11 protein-coding genes are annotated in these 15,523 nt (G+C 71.1%); 4 read left to right on the top strand and 7 right to left on the bottom strand.

Annotated features, from left to right (window positions below; all coding sequences use genetic code 11):
- Positions 1-11: 11 nt before the first annotated feature.
- Positions 12-524: a peptide deformylase gene (gene def, locus WMF29_RS20780; protein ID WP_437300843.1), complete on the bottom strand. Its 513-nt coding sequence runs from the start codon at positions 522-524 to the stop codon at positions 12-14.
- 115 nt (positions 525-639) lie between these two features.
- Positions 640-2,841 carry an ATPase, T2SS/T4P/T4SS family gene (locus WMF29_RS20775; protein ID WP_437330499.1) on the bottom strand — a complete coding sequence of 734 codons (2,202 nt, stop codon included), beginning with the start codon at positions 2,839-2,841 and terminating at the stop codon, positions 640-642.
- A 900-nt stretch (positions 2,842-3,741) separates the two neighbouring features.
- Here WMF29_RS20775 and WMF29_RS20770 point away from each other — a divergent pair.
- Entirely contained in the window at positions 3,742-3,948 is a 207-nt protein-coding gene (locus WMF29_RS20770; protein WP_012236438.1) for a cold-shock protein, read from the top strand.
- 206 nt (positions 3,949-4,154) lie between these two features.
- Here WMF29_RS20770 and WMF29_RS20765 read toward each other — a convergent pair whose 3' ends face one another.
- Together WMF29_RS20765 and WMF29_RS20760 are read right to left on the bottom strand one after the other, a co-directional pair.
- Positions 4,155-5,099, bottom strand: coding sequence for a metallophosphoesterase family protein (locus WMF29_RS20765; protein ID WP_437330498.1), 945 nt, complete (start codon positions 5,097-5,099; stop codon positions 4,155-4,157).
- A 105-nt stretch (positions 5,100-5,204) separates the two neighbouring features.
- Positions 5,205-6,170: a formylglycine-generating enzyme family protein gene (locus WMF29_RS20760; protein ID WP_437330497.1), complete on the bottom strand. Its 966-nt coding sequence runs from the start codon at positions 6,168-6,170 to the stop codon at positions 5,205-5,207.
- 242 nt (positions 6,171-6,412) lie between these two features.
- On the opposite strand from WMF29_RS20760, the gene WMF29_RS20755 reads away from it, so the two are divergent.
- From WMF29_RS20755 to fxsT, 3 genes are all read left to right on the top strand, one after another.
- Positions 6,413-7,912 carry an SIR2 family protein gene (locus WMF29_RS20755; protein ID WP_437330496.1) on the top strand — a complete coding sequence of 500 codons (1,500 nt, stop codon included), beginning with the start codon at positions 6,413-6,415 and terminating at the stop codon, positions 7,910-7,912.
- A gap of 26 nt (positions 7,913-7,938) precedes the next feature.
- Positions 7,939-9,015, top strand: coding sequence for an ATP/GTP-binding protein (locus tag WMF29_RS20750; protein ID WP_437330495.1), 1,077 nt, complete (start codon positions 7,939-7,941; stop codon positions 9,013-9,015).
- A gap of 147 nt (positions 9,016-9,162) precedes the next feature.
- Positions 9,163-12,033, top strand: coding sequence for an FxSxx-COOH system tetratricopeptide repeat protein (gene fxsT / locus WMF29_RS20745; protein ID WP_437330494.1), 2,871 nt, complete (start codon positions 9,163-9,165; stop codon positions 12,031-12,033).
- An 82-nt stretch (positions 12,034-12,115) separates the two neighbouring features.
- Here the strand turns inward: fxsT and WMF29_RS20740 are convergent, their stop codons facing one another.
- The 3 genes from WMF29_RS20740 to pdhA are packed head-to-tail and all read right to left on the bottom strand — an operon-like array spanning position 12,116 to position 15,432.
- A complete protein-coding gene (locus WMF29_RS20740) occupies positions 12,116-13,435 on the bottom strand; it encodes a pyruvate dehydrogenase complex dihydrolipoamide acetyltransferase (protein WP_437330493.1) in 1,320 nt (439 codons plus the stop codon).
- Positions 13,436-13,474: 39 nt separating this feature from the next.
- Positions 13,475-14,458: a pyruvate dehydrogenase complex E1 component subunit beta gene (locus tag WMF29_RS20735; protein WP_437330492.1), complete on the bottom strand. Its 984-nt coding sequence runs from the start codon at positions 14,456-14,458 to the stop codon at positions 13,475-13,477.
- A complete protein-coding gene (gene pdhA, locus WMF29_RS20730; protein ID WP_437330491.1) occupies positions 14,455-15,432 on the bottom strand; it encodes a pyruvate dehydrogenase (acetyl-transferring) E1 component subunit alpha in 978 nt (325 codons plus the stop codon). Before pdhA ends, WMF29_RS20735 begins: the two co-directional genes overlap by 4 nt.
- Between the last annotated feature and the right edge of the window lie 91 nt (positions 15,433-15,523).

Raw genomic sequence — 15,523 nt, 5'->3', positions numbered from 1 at the left:
GCCCGGGCCGGTCAGCTCGCGGCTTCTGCGCCGCGCTTCTGCATCTTCCGCTGGACGATGCGCTTCTTGAGCGTGCCCATCCGGTCGATCATCAGCACGCCGTCGAGGTGGTCGAGCTCATGCTGGATGGCCACGGCGAGCAGGCCGTCGGCCGCGATCTCGAAGGTCGCCCCGTCGCGGCCGCGGGCGCGGACGGTGACGCGCTCGGCTCGCTTGATGTCCTCGCTGATGCCAGGGAACGAGAGGCACCCTTCGGGGCCAGTCAGCTGCCCCTCTTGGCGCACGATCTCCGGGTTGATGAACACGAGGAGGTTGCTCGGCTCGTTGTCTGCGGCGATGTCAACGAGGAAGACGCGGTGTGGCTCCCCGATCTGCGTGGCCGCAAGGCCGACGCCGGGCGCCGCGTACATGGTCTCGGCCATGTCGTCGATAAGCTTCGTGATTTCGGGCGTGATGTCCCCGACCGGCTGTGCCTTCTGGCGCAGGCGCGGGTCGGGATAGTGGAGGATGGTGCGGATGGCCATGGCTACTGAGCATCATAACCTCCGTTCCTAGCCGGCGCTCGTCAAGACGCTCTCATCTCGCGGGTTCCGCGTGCTCTGCGTGCTTCGCGTCGGCCGCCGTTTGTACGGCCAGCCGCTAGCGATTTCGTCGGAACGAGGTCGACGTATCGACGCTGAGCCCGCGGGACTGAAGATCTTCCACGATGTCCGGCACCAGCCCGGAGGCGTGAAACGTCCCCTCGAGCGCGCCGCCGGCGGCCGTCCGCTCGACCACGAACGTGAAGACGTCGCGAATGGCGATCTGCCCGCCCTCCACCGCGAGCTCCGCGATGCGGAGCACCCGGTGGCGACCGTCGCGGAGCAGCGCGATCTCGATCGCGAGGTCGAAGGACGAGGCCAGCCACTCGCGCGCCGTCTCCGGCGTGATCCCGGGGCGGGTCGCGGCGATGTCGGCGGGGAGCCTCGTCACTGCCTGCCGCAGCGTCGGCGCCCGTGAGGCCGCGAGCACGCCGTCCATGCCGCCGCCGATGGCGTCCACGATTTCGGCCGCGACGTGGCCCGAGAACGAGCTCACGACGACCCGCTCCGGCCGGATCCGTACGGCCGCCCGCACGGCCCGGGTGCGTTCGTCCGTCGTGGCGCCGAGCGCGATGGACAGCGTGTTCGGCTGATCGAGGGCGAGCTCGTCCTCCTCCTGGAGCACCACGAACCGGTCGTCGGGCTGCGCCGCGGCAGCGAGCGCGCCGAGCAGCCAGCCCGTCCCGGCGTCCCGCGTCCCGGTGACGAGGAGGTTGCCGCGACCGAGCACGCACTGGGCGAGCAGCCCGGCCATCGCGCGCGAGATCGTCCCGTTGCGCACCAGGTCGTCCAGCGTGACGTCGGGGCGCTGCGGCTTCCGGATCACCAGGGTGGAGCTCGCGGCCGGCGGCAGCACGGCGAACAGCCGGCGCCCCTTCGGCAGGGTCCGCTCGATGAAGCTCGCGCCCGCCTCGATGGGCTGGCCGGCCGTCATGCAGAGCCGGCGGATGGCCCGGCCGACCGCGCGCTCGCTGCTGAACCCGACCTCCGCGATGACGCGCCGGCGCCCGTGCATCGCGATCACGTGGTCGTAGCGGAACACCTGGATCTCGCTCACCTCGGCGTCTTCGAGCAAGCGGTCGAGCGGACCGAGCGTGAAGAGCTCCCGCTGCGCGTCGGCCAGGAGCGCCTCGACGTCGAGCTCGGGGGGGAGCTCGCCCGCCGCGCGCAGCGCCTCCGCGCCCGCGGCGATCGCCTGCGTGATGCGCGGGGCGAGCGCGCTGTCCGGCGGGGCGCCGCCGTCGAGCGCCGCGAGGTCGACCACGTCGGCGAGCCGCTCCATGAGGCGCGCGAGCGCCCGGCGGTGCGCCACGGCTTGCGCCGAGTCCCCCTGTCCCCGGTCGACCCGATCCGAGACGGGCGGGATGGCTCGCCGGCTCGGGATGGGGACCACGCTGGGGTGGACGGCGACGTTCGAGGCGCCCTGCGGCGACACCGCGGCGGTGCTCGTTGCGCTCTGCGCCGGGAGCGGGGTCGCTGTCGCGTACGGGCGCGGCGCCTGTGGGGGCGGGATGGCGGCGTTGACGGCGCGGCCGTCGCGCGCCGGCGGGGCGTTGGTCGCCGCCGGGTGCGCAGGCAGCGGCGGGATGGACGCGCCGCTCGGCGAGAGGGGCGGGCGAGGCGAGGGGATGCGCGGCGGACCGGGGACGGGGATGGCCGCGGCCGCGTCGACCGACTCGTCCGGATCGTTCTCGAGGGGGAAGTGGCTGATCACGCCCTGGCTGGTGCGCGACGGCTCGCCCCTCTCGTTGATCAGCGGCAGCGGCGCCGACCGGTGCAGCCCCTTCTCGGCGGACGGCGGCGGCCCGCGATCGGGCAGAGGTCCCGGCTCTCCGGACATCTCTTCCGGCGCGCGCGGGGGCGCCGTGCTGTCCGGAGGGGCCGTCCCGGCCGCCGCCGTCTCGATCCGCAGCACGAAGTCGCCGATGTAGATCTTGTCGCCTTCGCGGACGATCGTCGCCTGAGCGATCTTCCGGCCGTTGACGTACGTGCCGTTCGTGCTCTTGAGATCGGTGACGATGAAGCGCCCGTCGCGGAAGAGCAGCCGAGCGTGCCGCTTCGACACGTTGCCCTTCGGCAGCATCAGGTCGTTGCCCTGCACGCGGCCGACGTTGATCTCTGTCCGGTCGAAGGTTTCGCGGCGCTCCGCGCCCCCCTTCTCGCTGATGATCACCGAGAACATCTCGTCGCCTCGCGGGGCCAGGGCGGAGGTGAGACCCGATGCCCTCGCCACGCCATACGAGCAAGCTCGAACAGACATGTCAACGAGGTGCCTTCGATTCCTGCTCCCGGGCGGCGAGCGGGCTCGAGCCCGGGACTGAGCCGCCTGCGCCCCTGAGCGCACGCGGCGCGGTGCAGGTCGAGCGCGCGACGCCGGTCCTGGGATCGATCCGCCGAGCTTCCGGCCCAGCCGTGCGTCGGGAGCACCTCGTCGAACAGGCTGAGCCGGTGCCGCCCGGCGCCTGGCGCCCTCCGAGCAGGCCGCCTGCTCAGGTGAGGCGCTCGATCGATGTTCTTTGCAAGGTTCGGCAAGCGCCTGCCTCGCGCTCGGCAAGCGCCTGGCTCGCGCTCGGCGAGCGCGCTGCACGAGGAGCGCGCCCCGCGCCCCATCGCGGCGGAGGCCAGGAGATCGCCGCCCGACGTGCGAGGCTCGCTGCGTGACATGCCGAGGCCCTCACGGATCAAGCGACGCCCTGCGCGGGTCGAAGGACAAGGCTCTTCGATAAGAGCGCAAATCTTGACGGTTGCGCGAATCCTGCTTCGCACCCCACGGCGCGCCGTCACCACGCGTGATCGTGTACTGCCGTCGGGATCCGCTGTACGGCGCGAAATTCTCGTCGGAGGCTGCTGCAACCGGAGACTGCCGGTGAAGCGGTACTGCCTCGCGTAAGCACCGGCCGAACCATCATCGCTGCTTGACCTTGGCGCATCGAGCCGTTTACGTTGGCGCCCGCTCGGACCGGGGAGAATCGTCGAAGTCGCCGCGCACGCACATCAACCAGCGGCTGGGCAGCCGCCCTGCGCAAGCTGGATCTGTCTACGAGGGGGGTTTGCTGCATGCAGCCAAGCCCGCATCGGAATCAGGGACCGCACCCGTGGTCACCTCCCGACTGCCAGCCTGCGCGCCTCGGGTATCGACGAGCTCTGAAGTGGAGGAAATATGGCAGTTGGCAAGGTTAAGTGGTTCAACGACGAGAAGGGTTGGGGCTTCATCAAGCAAGAGACTGGCCCCGACGTCTTCGTTCACTATTCGCAGATCAACGGGGAGGGGCGCCGCCGTCTTTTCGAGGACGAGACCGTTGAATTTGAGATCAAAGAAGGTCCCAAAGGTCTGCAGGCGGTCAACGTGATCCGCGCCACCGCCTGACTTTCCTCCTGACCCGAGCCCCACCGGATTGCCCGCGCAGCGCCCCCGCTGCGCTCGAGTCACGGCATCGCCGAGCCCCGAACATCGCGCGCCCGCTTGGAGGGCCCTGCGCGTGGCGGATGGATTGCGCGCGGCTCCGGTGGGGCGCTCGGCGGAGCGTCGATTCGAAGGGGAGCGCTCGGCGGAGGGCCGAGCGCGCGGCGGGCTCATCGCTCGGGGACCGGGACCTCGCGGAACGCGTCTTGACCCGGGACGAAGCGGTGCGACGTGATGCCCCCGATCGTCCCCGCGTCGTCGATCTCGTAGACATTGAACCCGGCCATCCGTTCATCGCTGTCGTGAAGGAGCGAAGCGCTGGTGGCGCCCACGGCGTCGATGTGACCCCGCTCGGTGTGCAGCTTGCGGTGGATGCGCCGGTGCAGGTGCCCGTGCAGCAGCAAGCCGCGGCGAACCTGCCGCAGCAACCGCCCCTCGGCCGCGGCGTCACCCAGGCCTTCCAGCAAGGTCTTCGCCCGGCTCGCCGGGTTATGGAAGGGGTGGTGCTGGAGCACGACCGGCGTTCGCCGTCGCACCTCCGGGTGCGCTAGCGCTCGCTCGAGCGCGCGCAGCTGGACCGGGCCGAGCCGCCCGGATGCCACCAGCGGGGGACGCGGCCAGGCGGTCGAGAGGCCGATGATCGCGACCGGCCCGCGCAGGTGCACGAAGGGGAACGCCGAACCTGCGTCATCGCGGCCGGCCCCGCCGTCGTCGCTCTTCCCAGGCGCGTCGAGGACGAGGTCGGAGCGCAGGTACGGCGCGAAGTACCGAGAGAAGCGCTGCGAGCGGTGCGCGCCCTTCGTGTACGCGTCGTGGTTCCCCGGGACGATGCTCACCCGCTCGGGAGGAAGACCGAGATCGCTCTGCAAGAAGTTGCGGACCAGGACGAACTCTCGCTCGAGCGCGAGGTTCGAGACGTCGCCGGTGATGACGACGTGGTCCACGCCGAGCCGCCGTATCTCCCGCGCTGCTGCGTGCACCGCGTGCGGCTTGTGGATGGCGTGGCGCCGGAAGCGGAGGTTGAGGTAGCCCGTGAGACGCTTGTTCAGGAGCCGGAACGGGATGGCCCCCTCGAGGGAGAGGAGGTGCAGGTCGGAGAGGTGCGCGATCCTCACGAGCGCAGTATGGGCTCTTCCGGCGCGGCGGCCAACCGCCGCGCGCCTCGGCCCGCGCGGCGGCCCACCGCCGCGCTCCTGGGATCGAGCGTCGCCCGCAACGGCTCAGGCGTCGCGCGCGCAGCGGAAGCCGCGCCACGCGCGGCGGCTGGTCGGCGAGTCGTGGCCCCGCGCTGCGCCGCGCAGCCAGGGCCGGCCCAGGATGTAGCTGCCGCCCCGCAGCACGCGCTCCTCCCCCATGTCGGGCCCACGCGGGTTCTTCGCGCTGCCGCTTGGATACTCGGGATGGTAGTAATCAGCGACCCACTCCTCGACGTTGCCGGCGAGGTCGTCGATGCCGTCGGGGGTGCGGCCGGCCACGAGCGAGCCGACGGGCGCGAGCTCGAGGAAGCCGTCGCCGTCGTCGAGCTCGTCGAACGACAGCCTCCCGTGGTTCGCGTGGAAAGGGTTGTAGACATGGCCCCAGGGGTAGCGGCGCCCGGCCACGCCGCGCGCAGCCCGCTCCCATTCGGCCTCGGTCGGCAGGCGACCGCCGGCCCAGACGCAGTAGCGCTGCGCGTCGCTCCACGAGACGAGCACCACCGGATACTCGGGCCGATCGAACCGCTGCCCGCCGGAGGCGTACGGGGGTTCGGCGCAGACGCCGGCCGAGACGCACCGGCGGTAGCTCGCGACGGTCACCTCGGTTCGATCGATCCAGAAATCCGACAGGTACACCTCGTGGGGCACGAGCTCATTGGCGAAGCTCGCCTCGGTCTCATCGACGCACAGCTCACCGGCCGGCTCGAGCTTGCAGAGCGTCACCGCGTGCGCGATCTCGACCTCGCTCGATCCCATCATGAAGCTCCCTGCGCGCACGAGGACGGCGGGCGGGCCGGGCGCGCGCAGCGCGACGACGCTCGCGGGCGAGCGCGCGCGCTGGCCCTCGGCGCCCGCCGAGAGCGCGGCCTCCGGGCGCGCCGGGAGGCGCGGGGCGCGCCGCGCGCGGGGCGGTGGAGCGGCCGCGCCGGCCAGGGAGAAGGCGACGAGCGAGGCCACCGTGGCCAGCGTGAAGAGGGCCGCCGGGCGCATGTCGGAGACGTAGCATGCTCCAGCCTCGCGGACTGTTTCCCCCTCTTCCGACTTCGCTCGAGGCGGCGGTCGGTCGTCTGGGACGTCAGGAACACGGCGGGTCGCCTGGTCGAGCGGTCGATCCAGCGTCGCGCGACGCACTTTTGCGGCGCACCTTCGCCGCGCGTCACGCGTGGCGCTCGCCGCGCGACGCGCCGCAAAAGTGCGCTGGGCGCCGAGGAGCGATAGACTCGAGGGGCTCGATGTCAACCCTTATGGACAACGCGAACACGGTGAGCGCGGAGGTCGACGCCGCGGTGATCGAGGCGCTGCATGAGGCGCTCGAGAGCGGAGAGCTCGTGCTCTTCGTGGGGGGAGGCATCTCGGCCGCGGCCGGGCTGCCGACGTGGCGTCAGCTCGTCGACCTGCTCGTCGAGAGGGTGCGCGAGCAGGCCAGCGACGAGGTCGCGATCGCCGAGGTCGCGGCGCTCGCGCGATCGCAGCGCTACAGCGAGGCGCTGGGCGCGGCGGAGCAAGCGCTCGGCCCAGCGGAGTTCAACGCGTTCGTCGAGGATGCGCTCGACGACGAGGGGCTCGATCCGCCGCGGATCGCGATCGCGATCGCCGCGCTGCGAGACAAGCTGCGCGCGGTGCTCACCACGAACCTGAACCACCTGCTCGAGCGCGCCTTCGGCTTCGAGTGGGACACCCTGTGGCGCGTCACCGACGAGGTCGCGTGGCGGCGGCGGTTCATCCTCAAGCTGCACGGCACGCTGAAGGAGCCGCACAGCTGGGTGTTCGCGCGCGAGCGCTTCCTCGCGTCGATCGCGCCGCCCGACGTGCGCAAGTCGCTCACGACCGTGCTCTCGCGGTGCCCCGTGCTCTTCATCGGCTTCGGGCGCGCCGACGGCAACTTCGACGAGATGCTGGCGGACATCCACGCGCTCTCGGGCGCCTCGCCGCCGCCCCGCTTCGTCATCGCCCCGGGCGCGAGCCTGACGCCGCACCGCCGCAAGACGCTCGCGGACATGGGGTTCCTGCTCCTGCCTTACGACACCCCCGACGGCAGCCACGACCGGGTGCTCGCGATCCTCGAGCGCACGTGCGCGCCCCGGCCGCGCGCGGTCACGTCGCGCGGCCGCTCGATCCTTCCGCCCCCGATCCCCGATCTCGAGCTCCCGCCCTCCTCGTCGCCGCTCGGCGCGCCGTACGACCTCCCGCCCGACTCGGCCGCGTACGACGACACGGTCACGATGACGGGGGCGCTCGAAGGGGCGCGGCGCGAGCGCGTCTCCGAGCCCCCTGCGAGCCCGATCGAGGTGTTCTTCTCGTACTCGGAGAGCAACCGCGAGCTGCGCGACAAGCTCGAGACGCACCTCGCCATCCTCAAGCGCAAGGGCGTCATCCGCGGGTGGCACGACGGCGAGATCGGCGCTGGCGAGGAGCGCGACACGGCGCTCGCCGAGCACCTCGAGACCGCGAAGGTCATCCTCCTGCTCATCAGCGCGGACTTCCTCGCGTCGGACTTCTGCTACGACGTCGAGATGCAGAAGGCGATCGAGCGCCACGATCGGGGTGAGGCGCGCGTCATCCCCGTCATCCTCGACGCCTGCGACTGGGAGGGCGCGCCCTTCGGCAGGCTGGCCAGCTTGCCGCGGGGCGGGCGCCCGGTGACGAGCTGGGTCAACCAGAGCGAGGCGTTCACCGACATCGCAAAGGGCATCCGAAAGCAGGTCGAGCAGCTCACCCAAAACCCCTCCTGAGCTCACCGAGCGCCGGCGCCCAGCCGGTGAGCAATTCAGAGGTGCCACCGCCGCCCGGGATCTGGAGCGTCCCCGCGTCGACCAGCCGGAACCTGGCCGCGCGCGACGATCTGCTCGCCGAGATCGGCGCCGCGCTCGCCAGGCGCGGCGTGGCGCCGCTCTGCGGGCTCGGCGGCACCGGCAAGACCAAGCTCGCGATCGAGTACGCGTACCGCAACGCCGGCGCCTACGACACCGTCTTCCTGATCGACGGCCAGAGCCAGGCGACGATGGACGCCTCCTTCGTCACGCTCGCCGCGGAGATGAGGCTGCCCGAGCACGAGCAGCTGGATCCCGCGCGCGCCGTCGCCGCGGTGCGCAGCAAGCTCGGGCGTCGCGGGCGCTGGCTCCTCCTCTTCGATGGCGTGCGCGACCCGAGCGAGGTCGAGCCCTACATCCCGAGCGTCTCCCACGGCGGCCGCGTGCTCACGACGTCGCAGAACCCTATCTGGCGCGGTCTCACGACGGTGAACGTCCGCGGTATCGAGCGCGCCGAGTCGGTGCGCTTCCTGCTCCAGCGCACGGGCGAGACCGACGCGGAGTCGGCCGACGCGCTCGCAGAGGAGCTCGGCGATCTGCCGCTCGCCCTGGCGCAGGCCGGCGCGTACATCGAGGAGACCGGGCGCCCGCTCGCGGAGTACCTCGCCCTGTTCCGACAGCGGCCGGCCGCGCTCCTGGAGCGCCCCGCCAGCTTCCCGGTGACGGTCGCGACCGCCTGGGAGAGCGCGCTCGCGGCCGTGTTCAGCCACCAGGCAGCGGCAGAGCTCCTCAGCTTGTGCTCGTTCCTGCCGATGGACGCGATCCCTCGGCGGTCGCTCGGCGAGTACGACCCGCTCGCGCTCGACGACGCCATCGCGATGCTGCGGCTGCACTCGCTGATCGAGGTGCGGCCGCACGCTCTCAGCGTCCACCGCCTCGTGAAGATCGTCGTCCGCAACCAGCTGCGGCGGGACGATCGGCGGCGATGGATGGAAGCGGCGCGCCGCATCGTTCAGGCTTCCGGCCGGATCCCCCCGAGCACGGAAGAAGAGCGCGAAGGTAGGACGGAGCCGGAGTCGGGGTAAGGCAAGCCCCCCACGAGACGATGGAGGTTCGACCCGCATGTACCCGCCGACAGCGTCAACTACCGTCTCTTCCTGGGTCTTTTCCGACCGCGTATTCTCGTTGCGCGTCAGGTCCGTCGTGAGACTTTAAGGCCCGCGAGAGGAACTATGGTTGCCTTGGCGACGAGCCCCGCCGATGTGTTCTTCTCGTACTCTCCGAGGGACGAGGACCTGCGGCCCAAGATCGAGACCCACCTCGACGCGCTGAAACGGCAGGGGGTCATCCGGAATTACCAGGGCTTCGCGCTCGGCGGAGGGCGGGAGCGGCGAGAGGCGACCGCCGCGAGGCTGCGCGAGGCCCGGGTCGTGCTGCTGCTCGTGAGCGCGGATTTCCTCTCCACCGACGCGTGGCTCTCTCCGGAGATGCGGGAGGCGATCGCTCGCCACGAGGCCGGCGAGTGCCGGGTCATCCCCGTGATCCTGCGGCCCTGTGCCTGGGAGAAGACGCTGCTCGGTGCGCTGCAGCCGCTGCCGAGCCGCGCGCGGCCCGTGACGAGCTACCCCAACCAGAGCGAGGCGTTCACGGAGATCGCGAAGGGGATCCGGAGCGCCGTCCGCGAGACGGAGCCGCCGACGCAGCGGCCGGCCGCTCGAAGGCCGTCGAGCTCGCCCGACGCGGAGCCGCACATCAAGAAGCTGCCGCCGCGCAACCCGGGCTTCACCGGGCGCGACCAGCTCCTGAGCGAGCTGCGGAGCACGCTCACGACGGGGGGGCCCGCGGCGCTCACGCAGTCGATCAGCGGCCTCGGCGGCGTCGGCAAGACGCAGCTCGTCGCCGAGTACGCGCACCGGTACGCGAGCCAGTACAACGTCGTCTGGTGGATCCGCGCCGAGGAGCCGGCCACGGCGGCCGAGGACTTCGCGCGCCTCGCCGCGGCCCTCGACCTGCCAGAGCAGAACGAGGCCGATCACCGGATCGCGATCGAGGCGGCCCGGTCGTGGCTGTCGCGCAACGACAAGTGGCTCCTCATCTTCGACAACGTGAACGATCCGCAGGACGTCGCCCCGTACCTGCCGCACCCGCGCACCGGGCACATCCTCATCACCTCGCGCAACCCGAGCTTCCGCGGCATCGCCACCCCGCTCACCGTGCCGGCGCTCGACCGCGCCGACTCGGTGAAGTTCCTGCTCGATCGGACAGGGCAGAGCGACGCGCGCGCCGCGGAGAAGCTCGCCGAGACGCTCGGGGATCTCCCCCTCGCGCTGGTGCAGGCGGCGGCGACCATCAAGGAGACGGGATCGTCGATCGCGACCTACCACGCCGCCTTCGGCGATCACCAGCGCGGGCTCCTGCTCCGCGGCATGCCGATGGACTACCCGACGCCGATCGCCACGACCTGGGGCCTCGCGTTCCAGGAGGCGCAGCGCTTCTCGCCCGTCGCGGTCGACCTCTTGAGCCTGTGCGCGTACCTGGCGCCCGATGACATCCCGCGCGAGGGCCTCGCCGACGCCGCGCCGCACCTGCCGGCGGCGCTCGCGGAGGCGCTGAGCGATCCGCTGATGCTCGACGAGGCGGTCGCCGCGCTCCGTCGCTACTCGTTCATCGACGTGCACGAAGGCGCGCTCTCGGTCCACCGTCTCGTCCAGGCGGTGGTCCGCGATCGGCTCTCGCCCGAGGACCGGAAGGTGTGGGCCGAGGCGGCGGTCCGGCTCGTCGACCACGCGTTCCCCGAGAGCAGCGACGATGTGGAGACGTGGCCCTTCTGCGCCCGATGGCTGCCGCACGCGCTCGCCGCGGCGAGCCAGGCCGAAGCGCACGACGTCGCGAGGGAGGTGCGCGGGCGGCTCCTCGCCCGGTTCGCCGTCTACCTGCAGGGGCGCGCCGCGTTCGCGGAGGCGAAGGGGTACCTGGAGCGGGCGCTCGCGCTCCACGAGGCGGTGTTCGGCCACGACGATCCGAAGGTCGCGGCCGTGCTGCGCAGCCTCGGCAGCGTCCTCCACGACCTCGGCGATCTCGGCGGCGCGCGGGCACACCTGGAGCGCGCGCTGGCGATCGACATCGCGAGCTTCGGCCCCGATCACCCGGACGTCGCGCGCGACGTGAACGACCTCGGCAGCGTCCTCATGGATCAGGGCGATCTGCCGGGCGCCCGCAAGCACCTGGAGCGCGCACTCGCCATCGACGAGGCGACGTACGGCCCGGACGATCCGAGCGTCGCGATACGGCTCAACAACCTGGGCGCGCTCTTCCGCGACCTCGGCGACTTCGCGGGCGCGCGCGTGCACCTCGAGCGGGCGCTCGCGATCGACATCCGCGCCTACGGTCCCGATCACCCGACGGTCGCGATCGGGCGCACGAACCTCGGTCGGCTGCTCCACGATCTCGGCGACCTCAAGGGAGCGCGCGATCAGTTCGAGGAGGCCCTCAAGATCGACGAGCACAGCTACGGCCTCTACCACCCGCGCTTCGCGCTCGCGCTGAACAACCGCGGGCGCGTGCTGCGCGATCTCGGCGATCTGGCCGGCGCGCGCGCCGACTTCGAGCGCGCGCTCGCGATCGTCGAGGACACCTACGGGCCGGACCACCCGGACGTGGCGCGGGACATCAACAACCTCGGCAGCGTGCTGCGGGACCTCGGCGATCTCGAGGGCGCGCGCGCGAACTTCGCGCGCGTGCTGAAGATCGCCGAGGCGACCTACGGCCCGGACCACCCGGCTGTGGCGATCGGCTGCAACAACCTCGGCAGCGTGCTGCAAGCGCTCGGCGAGCTGCCTGGGGCGCGCGAGCAGCTGGAGCGCGCGCTCGGCATCGCGCAAGCCACGTACGGTCCGGATCATCCGGTCGTGGCGAGCATCGTGAACAACCTCGGGCGCGTCTTGCAGGCGCTCGGCGATCTGTCGGGGGCGTGGCAGCAGATCGAGCGCGCCGTGGCGATCGCCACGAAGGCGCTCGGGCCGTCGCACCCGTCCGTGCAGATCTTCTCGCGGAACCTTGCGCGCCTCGGCGACGCCCTCGGGAGCAGCGCCGAGGCGACCTGAGCGCCCCGCAAGGAGGACGCCAGGGCGAAGAGCCCCGGCGTTCGCTGCGTCCTGGCTATTCCTTGAGCCTGGGTGTGCGGAGCTAGCCGAGCAGGATCTGCGTCGGGTGCTCCAGGAGCTGGCGCAGGACCTTGAGGAAGGTCGCGCCGACCGCGCCGTCGACGACGCGATGATCGCAGGAGAGCGTCATGCTCAGGCGGCGGCCCGGCACGATCTGCTCGCCGCGCACGACGGGCTCCTGGCGGACCTGGCCCACGGCGAGGATCGCGCCCTCGGGCGGGTTGATGACGGCGCCGAAGTTGTCGATCCCGTACATGCCGAGGTTCGAGATCGAGAACGTGCCGTTCGCCATCTCCTCGGGCCGCAGCTTCTTCGCCTTGGCCCGCCCGGCGAGCTCGCGCACCTCGGCCGCGATGTCGAGCACCTGCTTGCGATCGACGTCGCGCACAACCGGCGTGACCAGGCCTTCGGGGACGGCGACCGCGACCGAGATGTCGACGCGCTGGTGGACGAGGATCGCGTCCGGGGTGAACTGGGCGTTGCACTCCGGGACGCGCACGAGCGCGATGGCGCACGCCTTGACGAGGAGATCGTTGAAGCTGACCTTGGCCGGCTTCTCCCCCTCGGCGGCGGTCGCGGCGAGATCCGCGTTGATCTGCTCGCGCAGCGCGTTCAGCGGATCGGCGTCGACGTCGATCGAGAGGTAGAAGTGCGGGACCGTCTGCTTGGACTCGGTGAGGCGCCGGGCGATCGCCTTGCGCATCATGCTGAGCGGCCGCACCTCCGGCGCAGCGAGCTCGCCGGGGGCGGTCGCCTTGCCCGCCGCGGCGGCCGGCGCCGGCTTCAGCCCCTCGAGGTCGCGCGCGACGATGCGCCCGCGCGGGCCGCTGCCGGCGACGCTGCTGAGGTCGAGCCCGCGCTCACGGCCGAGCTTCCGCACGTAGGGCGACGCCTTCACGCGCCCGTTCGACGACGGCTGCGGCGCGGCCGGCTGCGTGGGCGGCGAGACCGCCTCGCCGCGCGCCGCGGGCGGCGGGCTCGTCACGGGCGCATCGCCGCCGGCCTGCGGCGCGGCGCGCTCTCCCTTGGGCTGGGCCTCCGCCGCGCTCGGCTTCGCCGCGGCAGCGCCGCCGCTCCCGCCGGCGAGGGCGCTTACGTCCTCGCCCGGGGCGCCGATGATCGCGACAGGCTGGCCGAGCTGAACCACGCTGCCCGCAGGCACGAGGATCTTGAGCAACGTCCCTCGATCGAAGGACTTGTACTCCATGGTCGCCTTGTCGGTCTCGACCTCTGCGAGCAGATCGTCGATGTCGATCGCGTCGCCTTCCTTCTTGTGCCAGGCACTGATCTGCCCCTCCTCCATGGTCGGGGACAGCTTCGGAAGTTCCAGAACCTTCGCCATGGGTCTATCAACCTTGATCGGGGATGTGGGTCCGCTCAGTCAGCTTTTGTAGAGAACGCGGTGAACATTTTCGATGATCCGCGACGCTTGCGGGATCACGTACTGCTCCAGCCGCGCGTTGTAGGGCATCGGGACGTCGAGCGTCGTCGCGCGCAGCACGGGCGCGTCCAGCTCGTCGAACGCGAGCCGCTGGATGCGATCGGCGATCTCCGCGCCGACGCCGCCGTACGGCCAGCCCTCGTGCGCCACGACCGCGCGGTGCGTCTTCGTGACGCTCTTCACGATCGTCTCCTCGTCGAGCGGGCGCAGCGATCGCAGGTCCACGATCTCCGCGCTGATGCCCTCCTTCTCCAGCTCCGCGGCCGCCTCGAGCGCGACGTGCACCATCCGGCTCCACGCGATGATCGAGACGTCGGTCCCCTCGCGCACGATCGACGCGACCCCGAGCGGCACGATGAAATCGGGATCGTCGGGCACCTCGCCCTTCACGCCGTAGAGCGTCTCGCTCTCCATGAAGAGCACCGGGTTGTCGTCCCGGATCGCCGACTTCAGGAGACCCTTGGCGTCCGCCGGCATCGCGGGCGCGAGGACCTTGAGGCCGGGGACGTGCGCGTAGAAGTGCTCCATCGCGTGCGAGTGCTGCGAGCCGACCTGCTTCGCCGAGCCGTTCGGCGCCCGCAGCACGAGCGGGATGCTGAGCTGCCCGCCGGACATCTGCCGGAGCTTCGCCGCGTTGTTGAGGATCTGGTCGAACGCCACGGCGGAGAAGTTCCACGTCATGTACTCGACGATCGGCCGGAGCCCGACCATCGCCGCGCCGATCGAGATGCCCGTGAACCCGCTCTCGGTGATGGGAGCGTCGATCACGCGCTTGCTCCCGAACTTGTCGAGCATCCCCTCGGTCACCTTGTAGGCGCCCTGGTAGTGCCCGACCTCCTCGCCGACGAGGTACACCCGCTCGTCGCGCTCCATTTCCTCGACCATGGCGGCGCGAACCGCCTCACGGAATCTTAGGACGGTCATCGCGCAAAAGGTCCTGCATAGGTTGTGGGCTCGAGCACCTCGGGCCCGGGTTCGGGGCTCTCCTCGGCGAAGCGGATCGCGTCGGTGATCTCGTCTTCCACCTCTTTCTCGATCGCCTCGAGGGCGGCCTTGTGGCCCTTCTCCTCGAGCTCGATGCGCGAGCGCAGGAGCACATCCTTCTTCTTGCGCTCCTCGAGCTCCTCCTTCGTCCGGTACTTGCCGGGATCGCTCATCGAGTGGCCCCGGAAGCGGTACGTCCTGATCTCGACCAGCGTCGGCTCCGAGTTCGTGCGCGCCCGCGCGACGGCCTCGGCGAGGCGATCGCGCACCTGGAGGACGTGCTCGGAGTTGAAGCGATCGCGCTCCATCCCGTAGGCGAGCGCCTTCAGCGAGACGTCCTCGACCGAGAGCGTCCGGGAGAGCGGCGTCCCCATCGCGTACTCGTTGTTCTCGCAGACGAACACGATCGGCAGCTTCCACAGCGCCGCGAGCGACATCCCTTCGTGGAAGTCGCCGATGCTCACCGCGCCCTCGCCGAAGAACACCATCGAGACCCGGTCCTCGCCGCGGTACTTCGACGCGAACGCGGTCCCGACGGCGATGGGGATGTGCCCGCCGACGATGCCGTAGCCGCCGAGCATGTTGTGCTCTTTGTCGAAGAAGTGCATCGAGCCGCCGAGCCCCTTCGAGCACCCGGTGACCTTGCCGTAGAGCTCGGCCATCGCGGAGCGCGGGCTCATCCCGCGGGCGAGCGCGAGCCCGTGATCGCGGTAGGTGGTCATCACGTAGTCGTCGGGGCGGAGCGCCGCGGAGGCACCGACGGCGATGGGCTCCTGACCGATGTACAGGTGAAGGAACCCACCGATCTTGCTCTGCGCGTACGCGCGGGCCGCCTCTTCCTCGAAGCGGCGTATCTGAAACATCTTTCGGTAGAGCGACAGATGGAGATCGTCGCCGTTTGTCAGGGTAGTCATCGCGGAGATCTCAAGGGGCAGAACAGCAATTCAGACAGTCGCTAGGGCAGAGGTCGGCGTGAATCCAGGGCGCCTCTCCGGGTCCTGCGAT

The organism is Sorangium sp. So ce381 (assembly GCF_051473845.1).
Lineage (GTDB): Bacteria > Myxococcota_A > Polyangia > Polyangiales > Polyangiaceae > Sorangium > Sorangium atrum.
The sequence above is the reverse complement of the archived record's forward strand: the minus strand, read 5'-3'. Positions and strand labels throughout refer to the sequence as shown.

Bases quoted from the DNA above. Each gene is read 5' to 3' on its own strand.
- WMF29_RS20740 (WP_437330493.1), bottom strand. From the start codon at position 13,435: ATGGCGAAGGTTCTGGAACTTCCGAAGCTGTCCCCGACCATGGAGGAG.
- fxsT (WP_437330494.1), top strand. From the start codon at position 9,163: ATGGTTGCCTTGGCGACGAGCCCCGCCGATGTGTTCTTCTCGTACTCT.
- WMF29_RS20770 (WP_012236438.1), top strand. From the start codon at position 3,742: ATGGCAGTTGGCAAGGTTAAGTGGTTCAACGACGAGAAGGGTTGGGGC.
- WMF29_RS20755 (WP_437330496.1), top strand. From the start codon at position 6,413: ATGTCAACCCTTATGGACAACGCGAACACGGTGAGCGCGGAGGTCGAC.
- pdhA (WP_437330491.1), bottom strand. From the start codon at position 15,432: ATGACTACCCTGACAAACGGCGACGATCTCCATCTGTCGCTCTACCGA.
- WMF29_RS20760 (WP_437330497.1), bottom strand. From the start codon at position 6,170: ATGCGCCCGGCGGCCCTCTTCACGCTGGCCACGGTGGCCTCGCTCGTC.
- WMF29_RS20775 (WP_437330499.1), bottom strand. From the start codon at position 2,841: ATGTCTGTTCGAGCTTGCTCGTATGGCGTGGCGAGGGCATCGGGTCTC.
- WMF29_RS20735 (WP_437330492.1), bottom strand. From the start codon at position 14,458: ATGACCGTCCTAAGATTCCGTGAGGCGGTTCGCGCCGCCATGGTCGAG.
- def (WP_437300843.1), bottom strand. From the start codon at position 524: ATGGCCATCCGCACCATCCTCCACTATCCCGACCCGCGCCTGCGCCAG.